15 protein-coding genes are annotated in these 14,300 nt (G+C 60.1%); 6 read left to right on the forward strand and 9 right to left on the reverse strand.

Translation table 11 applies throughout. From position 1 onward, the window contains the following. Positions 1 to 274 precede the first annotated feature (274 nt). The 4 genes from infA to trxB form a co-directional block, all read right to left on the reverse strand. Positions 275 to 493 (reverse strand): translation initiation factor IF-1, encoded by a 219-nt coding sequence (infA, locus tag JFT86_RS17790; RefSeq protein WP_002553999.1) that lies wholly within the window; start codon positions 491 to 493, stop codon positions 275 to 277. Positions 494 to 605: 112 nt separating this feature from the next. After that, positions 606 to 1,313 (reverse strand): arginyltransferase, encoded by a 708-nt coding sequence (locus JFT86_RS17795; protein WP_201237681.1) that lies wholly within the window; start codon positions 1,311 to 1,313, stop codon positions 606 to 608. A 57-nt stretch (positions 1,314 to 1,370) separates the two neighbouring features. Then, a complete protein-coding gene (aat, locus tag JFT86_RS17800) occupies positions 1,371 to 2,051 on the reverse strand; it encodes a leucyl/phenylalanyl-tRNA--protein transferase (protein ID WP_201237682.1) in 681 nt (226 codons plus the stop codon). Positions 2,052 to 2,114: 63 nt separating this feature from the next. Next, positions 2,115 to 3,074, reverse strand: coding sequence for a thioredoxin-disulfide reductase (gene trxB, locus JFT86_RS17805; RefSeq protein ID WP_201237683.1), 960 nt, complete (start codon positions 3,072 to 3,074; stop codon positions 2,115 to 2,117). Positions 3,075 to 3,336: 262 nt separating this feature from the next. Between trxB and JFT86_RS17810 the strand changes: the two genes are divergently transcribed. The 6 genes from JFT86_RS17810 (at position 3,337) to cysG (ending at position 11,103) form a co-directional block, all read left to right on the forward strand. Then, entirely contained in the window at positions 3,337 to 5,778 is a 2,442-nt protein-coding gene (locus JFT86_RS17810; RefSeq protein ID WP_201237684.1) for a DNA translocase FtsK, read from the forward strand. Between the two features lie 67 nt (positions 5,779 to 5,845). After that, positions 5,846 to 6,466, forward strand: coding sequence for an outer membrane lipoprotein chaperone LolA (gene lolA / locus JFT86_RS17815; protein WP_008087013.1), 621 nt, complete (start codon positions 5,846 to 5,848; stop codon positions 6,464 to 6,466). A 249-nt stretch (positions 6,467 to 6,715) separates the two neighbouring features. Beyond that, complete coding sequence (locus JFT86_RS17820) at positions 6,716 to 8,038, forward strand: replication-associated recombination protein A (protein WP_186634933.1); 1,323 nt, start codon at positions 6,716 to 6,718, stop codon at positions 8,036 to 8,038. Continuing rightward, positions 8,038 to 8,412 (forward strand): fluoride efflux transporter CrcB, encoded by a 375-nt coding sequence (crcB, locus tag JFT86_RS17825; RefSeq protein WP_008049383.1) that lies wholly within the window; start codon positions 8,038 to 8,040, stop codon positions 8,410 to 8,412. The genes JFT86_RS17820 and crcB overlap by 1 nt, the downstream gene beginning before the upstream one ends. Positions 8,413 to 8,427: 15 nt before the next feature. After that, positions 8,428 to 9,708 (forward strand): serine--tRNA ligase, encoded by a 1,281-nt coding sequence (serS, locus tag JFT86_RS17830; RefSeq protein WP_201237685.1) that lies wholly within the window; start codon positions 8,428 to 8,430, stop codon positions 9,706 to 9,708. Next, a complete protein-coding gene (gene cysG / locus JFT86_RS17835; RefSeq protein ID WP_201237686.1) occupies positions 9,709 to 11,103 on the forward strand; it encodes a siroheme synthase CysG in 1,395 nt (464 codons plus the stop codon). A 121-nt stretch (positions 11,104 to 11,224) separates the two neighbouring features. Here cysG and JFT86_RS17840 read toward each other — a convergent pair whose 3' ends face one another. From JFT86_RS17840 to tusC, 5 genes are all read right to left on the reverse strand, one after another. Then, positions 11,225 to 12,226 (reverse strand): glutathione S-transferase family protein, encoded by a 1,002-nt coding sequence (locus tag JFT86_RS17840; protein ID WP_201237687.1) that lies wholly within the window; start codon positions 12,224 to 12,226, stop codon positions 11,225 to 11,227. Positions 12,227 to 12,319: 93 nt separating this feature from the next. Next, positions 12,320 to 13,321, reverse strand: a complete 1,002-nt coding sequence (locus JFT86_RS17845) for a glycosyl transferase family protein (protein ID WP_201237688.1) — start codon at positions 13,319 to 13,321, stop codon at positions 12,320 to 12,322. Beyond that, complete coding sequence (locus JFT86_RS17850; protein WP_201237689.1) at positions 13,318 to 13,653, reverse strand: TusE/DsrC/DsvC family sulfur relay protein; 336 nt, start codon at positions 13,651 to 13,653, stop codon at positions 13,318 to 13,320. The genes JFT86_RS17845 and JFT86_RS17850 overlap by 4 nt, the downstream gene beginning before the upstream one ends. Next, the gene (gene tusB / locus JFT86_RS17855) at positions 13,650 to 13,943 is read right to left on the reverse strand and encodes a sulfurtransferase complex subunit TusB (protein WP_201237690.1); all 294 of its coding nucleotides are present in this window, start codon (positions 13,941 to 13,943) and stop codon (positions 13,650 to 13,652) included. The genes JFT86_RS17850 and tusB overlap by 4 nt, the downstream gene beginning before the upstream one ends. After that, the gene (gene tusC / locus JFT86_RS17860) at positions 13,943 to 14,299 is read right to left on the reverse strand and encodes a sulfurtransferase complex subunit TusC (RefSeq protein WP_103306769.1); all 357 of its coding nucleotides are present in this window, start codon (positions 14,297 to 14,299) and stop codon (positions 13,943 to 13,945) included. Before tusC ends, tusB begins: the two co-directional genes overlap by 1 nt. Position 14,300: the final 1 nt, after the last annotated feature.

Genomic DNA, 14,300 nt, shown 5'->3' on the forward strand with positions numbered 1-14,300 from the left:
ACACATCGAGAGGAGGTGCAGCGCAGCAAACCGTAGGCGATGCCCCCGGATGGACACCGTAGCGAGGGAACACTGAGCCTAAGCGAAGTGCCGTACGCCGGGGCCAAGCCTTTTGGGTTACCTTTTCGGCGTTTGGAAAAGGTGACTCGCTGTAAGAGCGAAACCGCCAGCGGCAGCACCCGAAAAAACGGATATGCCCCCAAACCCAAACCCAAACCCCAAAACGCACATACAAAAACGCCCGGCATAAACCGGGCGTTCTGTATTGACTTGATTAACGAGCGCGGTAAGTAATGCGCCCTTTGCTCAAGTCATAGGGCGTCAGCTCGACGCGCACTTTGTCACCGGTAAGAATACGAATGTAGTTCTTGCGCATCTTGCCGGAAATATGCGCGGTTACGACGTGCCCATTTTCCAACTCCACACGAAACATGGTGTTGGGCAGGGTGTCGACGACAGTGCCTTCCATTTCGAAGCTGTCTTCTTTCGACATGCAGTAAAGCCCTCGGTATCCAATGAATGGCCCGGTGCAACTGCGCCAGGCAAAAGCGGCGTGCATTGTGCCCGAAAAATGGGGTTTACGCCAAGGGGTTTACGGCTTGTGTTCAGTTCAGGATGACCCAGCGCTGATTAATCAGCAGTTCGATGGGGCGATATTGAGTCTTGTAGTTCATCTTTTTGCAGTTTTTGATCCAGTAACCCAGGTACACCGCCTCAAGCCCCAGGCGCCGGCTCTCGGCGATCTGCCACAGTATGGCGAAACGGCCAAGGCTGCGGCGTTCTTCGGCCGGTTCGTAAAAGGTGTACACCGCCGACAGGCCGTTAGGCAGCAAATCGGTCACAGCCACCGCCAGCAACCGTCCGTCGAGACGAAATTCGTAAAAGCGCGAGAAGGGCAGATCGCGCACCAGAAACGTCGAGAATTGATCACGGCTCGGTGGGTACATGTCACCGTCGGCGTGACGCTGTTCGATGTAGCGCTGATACAGATCGAAGTATTCTTCACTGAACTGGGGTTTGGCCGGGCGCACCTGCAAATCGGCGTTGCGTTTGAAAATCCGCTTCTGCTGACGATTGGGGATGAACTGCGCCACCGGAATGCGCGCAGGCACGCACGCATTGCAATTCTGGCAATGGGGGCGATACAGGTGATCGCCGCTGCGACGAAAGCCCATTTCCGACAGGTCTGCGTAGACATGCACATCCATGGGCTGACTCGGATCGAGAAACAGGGTCGTGGCCTGCTCCTCGGGCAGATAACTGCAAGAGTGAGGCTGAGTGGCATAAAACTTCAAACGCGCCAACTCGGTCATGATCAACCCTCGGGATAAGCTGGTGAATTAAGTGTAAGCCACGCGCGCAAAAGTCGCTCAGCAAACCCAAGTGGCATGATTGGGTTGATCCAGATGGCGTGCCAGATAGTTTGCGAATTCCTGGCGGGGAATCGCTCGGGCGCCGAGGCTGTGCAGGTGATCGGTGGGCATCTGGCAGTCGATAAGCACGAAGCCCGAATCTTTCAGATGCCGCACCAGCGTGGCAAAGCCATATTTGGAGGCGTTGTCGGCGCGGCTGAACATCGATTCACCAAAAAACAGTTGCCCCATCGCCAGACCGTACAGGCCGCCGACCAACTCGCCCTGATCCCGAACTTCGACCGAATGGGCGAAGCCGCGTCGATGCAGTTCAACGTAGGCGTCCTGCATGGCTCCGGTGATCCAGGTGCCGTCAGCGTAATCCCGGGGCGCGGCGCAGGCGCGGATCACCGCTTCAAAGTCCTGATCAAACGTGACCTGATAGCGTTCCTTGCGCAGCAGTTTGCTCAGGCTGCGCGAAACATGCAGTTCGTCGGGAAACAGCACGGTGCGTGGATCCGGCGACCACCAGAGAATCGGCTGGCCTTCGGAAAACCACGGAAAGCAGCCATGGCGATAAGCCTGAATCAGACGATCGGCAGACAAATCGCCGCCAGCGGCGAGCAATCCGTTGGGGTCGCGCATGGCCTTTTCCAGTGGTGGAAAAGTCAGGGAGTTGCGTTGTAACCAAGTCAGCATGGCATCCAGGCTTGCAGAAGGGGAGGGCGGTGCAGGCTGTTCGGCCCGCGATAAAGTGTGCCGTTAAATGACCGGAATGTCGTCCAGATACTTCTCGGCATCCAGCGCGGCCATGCAGCCGGCACCGGCCGACGTCACTGCCTGGCGATAAACATGGTCGGCAACGTCACCAGCGGCAAATACGCCGGGGATCGCGGTGGACGTGGCATCGCCGTCGCTGCCGCCCTTGATCAGCAGATAGCCGTCGCGCATGGGTAGCTGGCCGTCAAACAGGTCGGTATTGGGTTTGTGGCCGATGGCGATGAACACGCCAGCCAGCGCCAGTTCACCGGTTTCGCCCGTGTGGCTGTCACGTAATCGCGCGCCGGTGACGCCGCTGGCATCGCCGAGCACTTCGTCGAGATTCTGGTTCCAGTGCAGGCGCACGTTGCCGGTGGCGGCTTTCTCGAAGAGTTTGTCCTGAAGGATTTTCTCCGAGCGCAGTTTGTCGCGGCGATGGATCAGGTGTACTTCTTTGGCGATGTTGGAAAGGTACAGTGCTTCCTCGACGGCGGTATTGCCGCCGCCGACCACCGCAACCACCTGATTGCGGTAAAAGAAGCCGTCACAGGTGGCGCAGGCGGAGACGCCTTTGCCGGCGAAGGCTTCTTCCGAGGGCAAACCCAGGTATTGCGCCGAGGCGCCGGTGGCAATGATCAGGGCATCGCAGGTGTAGGTGCCGCTGTCGCCGATGAGTTCGAACGGGCGCTGCTGCAACTTGGCGGTGTGGATGTGGTCGTAAACGATCTCTGTGGCAAAGCGTTCGGCGTGTTTCTGCATGCGCTCCATCAGCACCGGGCCGGTGAGGCCTTCGACGTCGCCGGGCCAGTTGTCGACTTCGACCGTTGTGGTGAGCTGGCCACCGGCCTGCAACCCGGTAATCACCACGGGTTTGAGGTTGGCGCGGGCGGCGTATACGGCGGCGCTGTAACCGGCCGGGCCGGAGCCGAGAATGATCAGGCGTGAATGCTTCGCTGCGTTCATCAAATACACCTCATAAGCCTTTGTCACAAAAGGTAATGCATGCTCAAATTGAAGCGCAGGTCTTGTCGGCTTGGCTATGCTCAACACTGCGGTTTGAAGCATGGCATCAAGCGCACAAACCCGTACAATGCCGGGCTGTTACAGAATATTCGCCGCGCACCGTGTTTATAAAACCCTGAGCGCAGTGTTAAAAGTAGTCTCAGTTGCACCCGTTAACTTTTTTACCTGCCTGGATTGGGCAGTTTTTATCGTCATTCAATAGATGGACGCGCCTTGGCGCAGGAAAAGTAGCGTTTTGAAGAAATCCACCGCAGCACCCAAAACAGTCGTTCCGCTCTGGCGCCAACAGTTGCACTACCGGCTCAAGGAAGGTGCATTGATCGCCATTGGCGCCTTGTGCCTGTTCCTGATGATGGCCTTGCTGACCTATGGCAAGGACGATCCGGGCTGGAGCCACAACAGCAAGATCGACGATGTGCAGAATTTCGGCGGCCCGGCGGGTTCCTACAGCGCCGACATCCTGTTCATGGTGCTCGGCTACTTCGCCTACATCTTCCCGTTGCTGCTGGCGATCAAGGCGTATCAGATCTTCCGTCAGCGCCACGAGCCGTGGCAATGGAGCGGCTGGCTGTTCTCCTGGCGCCTGATCGGTCTGGTGTTTCTGGTGTTGTCCGGTGCCGCGCTGGCGCACATTCATTTTCATGCCGCGACCGGTTTGCCGGCCGGTGCCGGTGGCGCCTTGGGCGAAAGCCTTGGCGATCTGGCGAAGAACGCGCTGAACATTCAGGGCAGCACGCTACTGTTCATTGCCCTGTTTCTGTTCGGTCTGACCGTGTTCACCGACCTGTCATGGTTCAAGGTGATGGACATTACCGGCAAGATCACCCTCGACCTGTTCGAACTGTTCCAGGGCGCGCTCAACCGCTGGTGGTCGGCGCGTACCGAACGCAAGCAACTGGTCGCGCAACTGCGTGAAGTCGATGATCGCGTGCACGATGTGGTCGCACCGACGGTGACTGACAAGCGTGAGCAGGCCAAAGTCAAAGAACGCCTGATCGAACGTGAGCAAGCACTGAGCAAGCACATGTCCGACCGCGAGAAGCAGGTCCCGCCAGTCATCGCCCCGGCGCCGGTCAAGGCTCCGGAGCCGAGCAAGCGTGTGCAGAAAGAGAAACAGGCGCCGTTGTTCGTCGACAGCGCCGTGGAAGGCACCTTGCCACCGATCTCGATTCTTGATCCTGCGGAAAAGAAACAACTCAATTACTCGCCGGAATCCCTGGCTGCGGTCGGCCACTTGCTGGAGATCAAGCTCAAGGAGTTCGGCGTCGAGGTCACGGTGGATTCGATCCATCCCGGCCCGGTGATTACCCGTTACGAAATCCAGCCTGCCGCCGGGGTAAAAGTCAGCCGCATCGCCAACCTCGCTAAAGACCTTGCGCGCTCCCTGGCCGTGACCAGCGTGCGGGTGGTTGAAGTGATTCCGGGCAAGACCACGGTCGGTATCGAGATTCCCAACGAAGACCGGCAGATCGTGCGCTTCTCCGAAGTGCTGTCGACGCCTGAGTACGACAACTTCAAATCGCCGGTCACCCTGGCGCTGGGCCATGACATCGGCGGCAAACCAGTGATCACCGACCTGGCGAAAATGCCGCACTTGCTGGTGGCCGGTACGACTGGTTCCGGTAAGTCGGTGGGTGTGAACGCGATGATCCTGTCGATCCTGTTCAAGTCCGGCCCGGAAGACGCCAAGCTGATCATGATCGACCCGAAAATGTTGGAGCTGTCGATCTACGAAGGCATTCCGCACTTGCTCTGCCCGGTCGTGACCGACATGAAGGACGCCGCCAACGCCCTGCGCTGGAGCGTTGCCGAGATGGAGCGTCGCTACAAACTGATGGCGAAGATGGGCGTGCGAAACCTGTCCGGCTTCAACGCCAAGGTCAAGGAAGCCCAGGACGCCGGCGAGCCGTTGAGCGATCCGCTGTACAAGCGCGAAAGCATCCACGACGAAGCACCGCTGCTGCAGAAGCTGCCAACCATCGTCGTGGTGGTCGACGAATTCGCCGACATGATGATGATCGTCGGCAAGAAGGTTGAAGAACTGATCGCCCGTATCGCGCAGAAGGCACGTGCGGCCGGTATTCACTTGATCCTCGCGACCCAGCGGCCGTCGGTGGACGTGATCACCGGTCTGATCAAGGCCAACATTCCGACCCGTATGGCGTTCCAGGTGTCGAGCAAGATCGACTCGCGGACCATCATCGACCAGGGCGGCGCCGAGCAACTGCTTGGCCACGGTGACATGCTCTACATGCCGCCGGGTACCAGCCTGCCGATCCGGGTTCACGGCGCGTTCGTTTCCGACGATGAAGTCCACCGTGTGGTCGAAGCGTGGAAACTGCGCGGCGCGCCGGAATACAACGACGACATCCTCAACGGTGTCGAAGAGGCGGGCAGCGGCTTTGAAGGCAGCAGCGGCGGTGGCGATGGCGATGATCCTGAAGCTGACGCGCTGTATGACGAAGCCGTACAGTTCGTGCTGGAAAGCCGTCGTGCCTCGATTTCCGCCGTACAGCGCAAGCTGAAGATCGGCTACAACCGCGCCGCCCGGATGATCGAAGCCATGGAAATGGCTGGCGTCGTCACCTCGATGAACACCAACGGTTCACGCGAAGTCCTGGCCCCGGGCCCGGTACGCGACTGATTGCAAAAGCAAGAGGCGGGACAATGATGTCCCGCCGCTCTCCCAACGAGTATTCAAGAGGACTCCCATGCGTCTTATCCGCATGCTGCTGCCAGTACTGGCTTTGACCACACTCACGGCCCACGCCGATGACAAGGACGTGGCTCGTTTGACCCAATTGCTGGAAACATCCAAGACCCTGAGCGCGAACTTCTCGCAGCTGACCCTTGACGGCAGCGGCACTCAGTTGCAGGAAACCACTGGCGACATGACCTTGCAGCGTCCGGGCCTGTTCTACTGGCACACTAACGCGCCGGCCGAGCAGACCATGGTCTCCGACGGCAAGAAAGTCACCCTGTGGGACCCGGATCTTGAGCAAGCCACCATCAAGAAGCTCGACGAGCGCCTGACCCAGACCCCGGCGCTGCTGCTGTCCGGTGACGTGTCGAAGATCAGCCAGAGCTTCGACATCAGCGCGAAAGAGGCCGGTGGCGTGATCGACTTCACCCTCAAGCCGAAAACCAAGGACACCCTGTTCGACAACCTGCGCCTGTCGTTCCGCAACGGTCTGCTCAACGACATGCAGCTGATCGACAGCGTCGGCCAGCGCACCAATATCCTGTTCACCGGCGTGAAAGCCAACGAGCCGGTGCCAGCGTCGAAATTCAAGTTCGACATCCCCAAGGGTGCCGATGTAATCCAGGAATAAACCCCGGCCCAGTGGCGTTGCCTAGGGGCTTTTTGTGGCGAGGGGATTTAGCGAGACGTCGCACCGCCCCGATGGGCTGCGAAGCAGCCCCAAAACCTGCAACCCGGTTGAGTCAGACGTACCGCGTAGAATGGTTTTACGACTGCTGCGCAGCCGGTCGGGGATAAATCCCCTCACCACAGGGTTCACCAATAGGTTTTCACAGGGTTTTCCACAGAATTCGAAAATCAGAGGTTTCAACGCTACGTGATGGATCTGTTTCGCAGTGCACCGATTGCCCAGCCACTGGCCGCGCGTTTGCGTGCGACCAATCTGGATGAGTACGTCGGTCAGGAGCACGTACTCGCTCGCGGCAAGCCTCTGCGTGAGGCGCTGGAGCAGGGTGCCCTGCATTCGATGATCTTCTGGGGCCCTCCGGGTGTGGGTAAAACCACCCTGGCGCGGTTGCTCGCGGAAGTCTCGGATGCGCACTTCGAAACGGTCTCGGCGGTGCTCGCCGGGGTCAAGGAGATCCGTCAGGCCGTTGAAATCGCCAAGCAGCAGGCCGGCCAGTACGGCAAGCGCACGATTTTGTTTGTCGATGAAGTGCACCGCTTCAACAAATCCCAGCAGGACGCGTTCCTGCCCTACGTTGAAGACGGCACGCTGATCTTCATCGGCGCCACCACCGAAAACCCTTCGTTCGAACTCAACAATGCCTTGTTGTCGCGGGCCCGCGTCTACGTGCTGAAAAGCCTCGACGAGGCGGCGCTGCGCAAACTGGTGCACCGCGCGCTCACCGAAGAGCGCGGCTTGGGCAAGCGCAACCTGACACTCAATGACGAAGGCTTCCAGATGCTGCTGTCGGCCGCCGATGGCGATGGCCGGCGTCTGCTCAATCTGCTGGAAAATGCCTCGGATCTCGCCGAAGACAACAGCGAGATCGGCACCGAGCTCCTGCAAAGCCTGCTCGGCGACACCCGTCGGCGCTTCGACAAGGGTGGCGAAGCGTTCTACGACCAGATCTCGGCGCTGCACAAATCGGTGCGCGGCTCCAACCCCGACGGCGCGCTGTACTGGTTTGCGCGGATGATCGACGGCGGCTGCGATCCGCTGTATCTGGCGCGACGCGTGGTGCGCATGGCCAGCGAAGACATCGGCAATGCCGACCCGCGCGCGCTGAGCCTGTGCCTCGCGGCGTGGGAAGTGCAGGAACGTCTCGGTAGTCCGGAAGGCGAGTTGGCGGTGGCGCAGGCCATTACCTATCTGGCCTGCGCGCCGAAAAGCAACGCGGTGTACATGGGCTTCAAAACGGCCCTGCGCGCTGCCGCCGAACACGGCTCGCTGGAAGTGCCGCTGCACTTGCGCAACGCGCCGACCAAACTGATGAAGCAATTGGGCTATGGCGACGAATACCGCTACGCCCACGATGAACCGGACGCTTACGCCGCTGGTGAAGACTATTTTCCGGAAGAACTCGAGCCGATCCCGTTCTACCAACCAGTGCCGCGCGGCCTTGAGTTGAAGATCGGCGAGAAGCTCAACCACCTCGCTCAACTCGATCGTTTAAGCCCAAGACAGCGGAGAAAATAGTGCTTCCATTGATCGTTGCGGTCTCCGTCGGCGGTATGGCCGGCACACTGTTGCGTTTCGCCACCGGCAACTGGATCAACGCCAATTGGCCGCGGCACTTCTATACCGCGACGCTGGCCGTTAATATCGTGGGCTGTCTGCTGATTGGCGTGTTGTACGGCCTGTTTTTGATACGCCCGGAGGTGCCGATCGAGGTGCGTGCCGGGTTGATGGTCGGCTTCCTCGGGGGGCTGACGACTTTTTCATCCTTTTCACTGGATACGGTGCGCCTGCTGGAAAGCGGGCAGGTGCCGCTGGCCCTGGGCTATGCGGCACTCAGCGTATTCGGCGGGCTGCTCGCGACGTGGGCTGGCCTGTCTTTGACCAAACTTTGATAACGAGAAACCGACATGCTCGATTCCAAACTGTTACGTAGCAACCTTCAGGACGTAGCGGACCGCCTGGCTTCCCGTGGCTTTGCCCTGGATACCGCGCGCATCGAAGCGCTGGAAGAACAGCGCAAGACCGTCCAGACCCGCACCGAAGCACTGCAGGCTGAGCGTAACGCGCGTTCCAAATCCATCGGTCAGGCCAAGCAGCGCGGCGAAGACATCGCGCCGCTGATGGCGGACGTCGAGCGTATGGCGGGCGAATTGAGTGCCGGTAAAGTCGAGCTGGACGCGATCCAGACCGAACTGGACTCGATCCTGCTGGGCATCCCCAACCTGCCGCACGAATCCGTTCCGGTCGGCAAAGACGAAGACGACAACGTTGAAGTGCGCCGCTGGGGCACCCCGACTGCGTTCGATTTCGAAGTGAAAGACCACGTTGCCCTGGGCGAGAAGTTCGGCTGGCTGGACTTTGAAACCGCCGCCAAGCTGTCCGGCGCACGTTTCGCGCTGTTGCGTGGTCCGATCGCGCGTCTGCACCGTGCACTGGCGCAGTTCATGATCAACCTGCACGTCAACGAGCACGGCTACGAAGAGGCTTACACGCCTTATCTGGTTCAGGCGCCGGCACTGCAAGGCACCGGTCAACTGCCGAAATTCGAAGAAGACCTGTTCAAGATCGCCCGCGAAGGCGAAGCCGATCTGTACCTGATCCCGACCGCCGAAGTGTCGCTGACCAACATCGTGGCCGGCGAAATCGTCGATCCGAAACTGCTGCCGATCAAGTTCGTCGCCCATACCCCATGCTTCCGCAGCGAAGCCGGTGCATCGGGTCGTGACACCCGCGGCATGATCCGTCAGCACCAGTTCGACAAAGTAGAAATGGTCCAGATCGTCGAGCCGTCGACGTCGATGGAAGCGCTGGAAGGCCTGACCGCCAACGCCGAGAAAGTCCTGCAACTGCTCGGCTTGCCTTACCGCACCCTGGCGCTGTGCACTGGCGACATGGGCTTCAGCGCAGTCAAGACTTACGATCTGGAAGTGTGGATCCCGAGCCAGGACAAGTACCGCGAAATCTCGTCGTGCTCGAACTGCGGCGACTTCCAGGCCCGCCGCATGCAGGCGCGTTTCCGTAACCCGGAAACCGGCAAGCCTGAACTGGTGCACACCCTCAACGGTTCCGGTCTGGCGGTGGGTCGTACCCTCGTTGCCGTGCTGGAAAACTACCAGCAGGCCGACGGCTCGATCCGCGTGCCGGACGTGCTGAAGCCGTACATGGGTGGCCTTGAGGTCATCGGCTAAATGAAATATCTGCCGCTGTTTCACAACCTGCGCGGCAGTCGTGTGTTGGTCGTCGGTGGGGGGGAAATTGCCTTGCGCAAATCCCGCCTGCTGGCCGATGCCGGTGCGCTGCTGCGGGTGGTCGCACCTGAAATCGAAACGCAACTGCGCGATCTGGTCGCCGCCTCGGGTGGCGAATGCCTGTTGCGTGGTTACGTCGAAGCGGATCTGCACGGTTGCGGGCTGATCATTGCCGCCACCGACGATGAGACGCTGAACGCACAAGTCTCCAGCGATGCCCATCGGCGTTGCGTGCCGGTCAACGTGGTCGACGCGCCGCAGTTGTGCAGCGTGATCTTCCCGGCGATTGTCGACCGTTCGCCGCTGATCATTGCGGTGTCCAGCGGTGGCGATGCGCCGGTGCTGGCGCGGCTGATTCGCGCCAAGATCGAAACCTGGATTCCATCGACTTACGGTCAGTTGGCCGGGCTGGCGGCGCGTTTCCGCAATCAGGTGAAAAGCCTGTTTCCGGACGTGCAGCAGCGTCGTGGATTCTGGGAAGACGTTTTTCAGGGTCCGATTGCTGACCGGCAACTGGCCGGGCAGGGCGCCGAAGCCGAGCGTTTGCTGCAAGCCAAGATCGATGGCGAAGCGCAAATCACTACCGGTGAGGTGTATCTGGTGGGCGCCGGGCCGGGTGATCCGGATCTGCTGACTTTCCGTGCTCTGCGGCTGATGCAACAAGCCGACGTGGTGCTGTACGACCGTTTGGTGGCGCCGGCGATTCTCGAACTGTGCCGTCGCGATGCCGAGCGGATTTACGTCGGCAAGCGTCGCGCCGATCACGCGGTGCCGCAGGATCAGATCAACCAGCAACTGGTCGATCTGGCCAAGGCCGGCAAGCGTGTGGTGCGGTTGAAGGGCGGCGATCCGTTTATCTTCGGCCGTGGCGGCGAAGAAATCGAAGAGCTGGCGGCCCACGGCATTCCGTTCCAGGTGGTGCCAGGCATCACGGCGGCCAGCGGTTGCGCGGCGTATGCCGGGATTCCGCTGACCCATCGTGACTACGCGCAGTCAGTGCGCTTCGTTACCGGGCATTTGAAGGACGGTTCCACCGATCTGCCATGGGCTGACCTTGTCGCCCCGGCGCAGACGCTGGTGTTCTACATGGGCCTGGTGGGGTTGCCGGTGATTTGCGAGCAGTTGATCAAGCACGGTCGTGCGGCGAATACCCCGGCGGCGCTGATTCAGCAGGGCACCACAGTCAATCAGCGGGTCTTTACCGGCACGCTGGCGGATTTGCCGCGCCTGGTGGCGGAGCATGAAGTGCATGCGCCGACATTGGTCATCGTCGGTGAAGTGGTGCAACTGCGCGAAAAACTGGCGTGGTTCGAAGGCGCTCAGGCGCAAGTCTGAACACCGAGTCGTCGCCATCGCGAGCAGGCTCACTCCTACAAGGGATCTGTGTCGTTCACAAATCCCCTGTAGGAGTGAGCCTGCTCGCGATGAGGCCCTCTAAAATCACACAAACTCCAGATCAGCCTCGGCGCCAAACCCCTTTGCCAGCCAGCCGTGCCCGATCATGGTCCACCGTGAAATCCTGAGCCGGCCCCTTCGGCACAATCCCCGTCGGGTTGATGGTCTTGTGACTGCCGTAGTAGTGGTTCTTGATGTGCTGGAAATCCACCGTCTCGCCAATCCCCGGCCACTGATACAACTCACGTAACCAGTTCGACAGGTTCGGGTAATCGGCAATCCGCCGCAGATTGCACTTGAAGTGCCCGTGATACACCGCGTCAAAACGGATGATCGTGGTGAACAGCCGAATGTCCGCTTCAGTCAGGTACTCACCGCTTAAATAACGGTTGGCACCAAGCACCCGCTCCAGATGATCCAGTTCGGCAAACACTTCGTCGAAGGCTTCTTCATAAGCCTGTTGCGAAGTCGCGAACCCGGCGCGATACACGCCGTTGTTCACCGCCGGATAAATCCGCTCGTTCAACGCATCGATCTCACCGCGCAACGGTGCCGGGTAAAAATCCAGATCGTTGCCGGTCAATTCATCGAACGAACTGTTGAACATGCGGATGATCTCCGCTGATTCATTGCTGACGATGCGCTTGAGCTTCTTGTCCCACAGCACCGGCACGGTCACGCGACCGGTGTAGTCGGCCGTGTCAGCGGTGTAGCGCTGGTGCATGAAGTCGAAACCGTCGAGCTTGTCGCCGGTCGAGCCGAGTGATTGGTCGAAGGTCCAGCCATTTTCCAGCATCAGCCAACTGACCACCGAGACATCGATCAGACTTTCCAGGCCTTTGAGCTTGCGCAGGATCAGCGTGCGATGCGCCCACGGACAGGCCAGTGAAACGTAGAGATGATAGCGCCCGGCCTCGGCGGCAAAACCGCCTTCGCCACTCGGGCCGGGTTGGCCGTCAGCGGTCACCCAGTTGCGGCGTTTCGCCTGTTCGCGCTGGAACGCGCCGTCCTTGCTGCTTTCGTACCACTTGTCCTGCCAGCGGCCATCGACTAACAAACCCATGTTCAAGACTCCTGAGAACCAATCAATCATTGGAGCCGAGTCTATTCCGATGAGTTCGAACAAAAAGCGCAAAGATCGGGCGCGAATGATCGGTTAAATCGATTTGTCCCGCGCGGCCCAGTACCGCTCGGCGGTTTCGAAAGCCTGTTCACGGCTTTGGCCAAGACCTCGCAGCGCCAGCGCCATGGTCGAGATCAGCGCCATTTGCGGATAGCTATCGATCACTTCACCGCGCCACACGGCCTTCAGATGCTCGATATCCAGAGAGGCCGGTTTGACGTGGCGTTGCGCTGACAGCTGCGGCCATTCCTCGTCCCAGCTTTCGCCGCCCGTGGTGCCGTAGAGATGGCTGTCGGCATCCGGGTTGATCTCGATTTCGCCGCCATCGCCTTTGACCACGATCGCCGTGTCGCCAAGCAAGCCGCTGGCATCACGGTGCACGGCCTGATAGCCGGGATGGAAGATGCTTTGCAGTGCACAGCGTGCTTTCAGCGGATTAAGAATCCGCGCCAGCGAATGGATCGGCGAGCGCAAACCCATGGTATTGCGCAGGTCGATCATCTTTTGTAGCTGTGGCGCCCAGTCCATCAGCGGCATAAACGCCAGCCCGCCATTGTCCAGCGCGTCGCCGACCTGCTGCCAGGTGCGGCACAACGGAATGTTCAGCTCTCCCAGCAACTGTTCCGTGTACAGGCGCCCGGCCGTGTGCGCGCCACCGCCGTGCATGAAAATGCGCACGCCATTCTGTGCCAGGCATTTGGTCGCCAGCAGATACCACGGCAGGTGGCGCTTTTTGCCGGCGTAGGTCGGCCAGTCCAGATCGACGTTGAGTGCCGGCGCTTGCAAGCGCTCGCGCAGGGCTTCGGTGAAACCGGCCATTTCCTCGGCGCTTTCTTCCTTGTGCCGCAGCAACATCAAAAAGGCGCCGAGCTGGGTGTCCTCGACGTTGTCGTCGAGCACCATGCCCATGGCTTCGCGGGCCTCTTCACGGGTCAGATCGCGGGCGCCGCGCTTGCCCTTGCCAAGGATTCGCACGAATTGGGCGAACGGATGTTCGGCAGGCGTTTCGAGGGTCAGCGCTGGGAAGTCGGTCATAAGCAATTCGTCGGTTTGGGCAGGCCCGCCAGTTTCGCGGCGAGTTTGGCAGGGGTGCCTTTGAACAGTCGGTTCAGGTGCAGGCTGTTGCCTTTGTCCGGGCCGAGTTTCAGCGCGGTGTACTTGATCAGCGGGCGAGTGGCCGGGGACAGCTGGAATTCGGCATAGAAGCTGCGCAGCAGTTCGAGGACTTCCCAGTGTTCGGCGGTCAGTTCGATGTCTTCGGCGGCGGCGAGGGCGCTGGCGACGTCATGCGACCAATCGCTCAGCTCAACCAGAAAGCCATCCTTGTCCAGCTCGATGGCGCGGGCGCCGACGGTCATGGAGTTCATAGCCAGCTGTTGACCTTGTCGTGGCGGATCGACAGTTCGACGAAGGCCGGGTAATCGATGGCTTCGGCCCAGTCCGGAATCGACACGGCGCGGGCCTGCGCGTCTTCGTCCAACACAAACAGTTTTATCTGACGACTTTGCAGCACTGCAAACGGCGCGGTATCCGCTTGCAGTGCGTACACCGCGTCACCGCTCAGCAGCAAAGCATCGGCACTGCCGATCAAACGCAGGCAACTGGTCAGGCGATCGTCGCCGAACGGGGAATGAGACAACACATGCAAAGTCGACATCAGAGGGTGATCACCTGGTCGTAACGGTCAATAAGGGCGGTGATTTGCTCGGCGGCGAGCGGTTGTGCTTCGTCCAGTGAGAGGTTTTTCAGCCCTCGGTCACTGGCGCTGTCTGCGCAATAAAACAACTCTTCGACGCCGAACATCGGCAGCGCTTGCAGATTGGCGCTGAGGTCTTTCTGCTGCAAGGCCTTGGCGTTCTGCCCGGCGGCCAGTTGCAACACGCCGTCATCAAGAAACAGCAAACCGATCGGCAGATCGAAGGCGCCGCCGGCCAGCACAATGTCCAGCGCTTCGCGGGCACCGGGGCCGGACCAGGGCGATTGACGGCTGATGATCAACAGGGACTTGGCCATC

Source organism: Pseudomonas sp. TH06 (genome assembly GCF_016651305.1).
Lineage (GTDB): Bacteria > Pseudomonadota > Gammaproteobacteria > Pseudomonadales > Pseudomonadaceae > Aquipseudomonas.

What these genes read in the sequence shown, in the direction of transcription:
- tusB (WP_201237690.1), bottom strand. Translation starts at nt 13,943, where the DNA reads ATGTCGACTTTGCATGTGTTGTCTCATTCCCCGTTCGGCGACGATCGC.
- aat (WP_201237682.1), bottom strand. Translation starts at nt 2,051, where the DNA reads ATGCTGACTTGGTTACAACGCAACTCCCTGACTTTTCCACCACTGGAA.
- tusC (WP_103306769.1), bottom strand. Translation starts at nt 14,299, where the DNA reads ATGGCCAAGTCCCTGTTGATCATCAGCCGTCAATCGCCCTGGTCCGGC.
- JFT86_RS17850 (WP_201237689.1), bottom strand. Translation starts at nt 13,653, where the DNA reads ATGAACTCCATGACCGTCGGCGCCCGCGCCATCGAGCTGGACAAGGAT.
- infA (WP_002553999.1), bottom strand. Translation starts at nt 493, where the DNA reads ATGTCGAAAGAAGACAGCTTCGAAATGGAAGGCACTGTCGTCGACACC.
- JFT86_RS17840 (WP_201237687.1), bottom strand. Translation starts at nt 12,226, where the DNA reads ATGGGTTTGTTAGTCGATGGCCGCTGGCAGGACAAGTGGTACGAAAGC.
- JFT86_RS17845 (WP_201237688.1), bottom strand. Translation starts at nt 13,321, where the DNA reads ATGACCGACTTCCCAGCGCTGACCCTCGAAACGCCTGCCGAACATCCG.
- serS (WP_201237685.1), top strand. Translation starts at nt 8,428, where the DNA reads ATGCTCGATTCCAAACTGTTACGTAGCAACCTTCAGGACGTAGCGGAC.
- trxB (WP_201237683.1), bottom strand. Translation starts at nt 3,074, where the DNA reads ATGAACGCAGCGAAGCATTCACGCCTGATCATTCTCGGCTCCGGCCCG.
- JFT86_RS17795 (WP_201237681.1), bottom strand. Translation starts at nt 1,313, where the DNA reads ATGACCGAGTTGGCGCGTTTGAAGTTTTATGCCACTCAGCCTCACTCT.
- lolA (WP_008087013.1), top strand. Translation starts at nt 5,846, where the DNA reads ATGCGTCTTATCCGCATGCTGCTGCCAGTACTGGCTTTGACCACACTC.
- JFT86_RS17820 (WP_186634933.1), top strand. Translation starts at nt 6,716, where the DNA reads ATGGATCTGTTTCGCAGTGCACCGATTGCCCAGCCACTGGCCGCGCGT.
- cysG (WP_201237686.1), top strand. Translation starts at nt 9,709, where the DNA reads ATGAAATATCTGCCGCTGTTTCACAACCTGCGCGGCAGTCGTGTGTTG.
- JFT86_RS17810 (WP_201237684.1), top strand. Translation starts at nt 3,337, where the DNA reads ATGGACGCGCCTTGGCGCAGGAAAAGTAGCGTTTTGAAGAAATCCACC.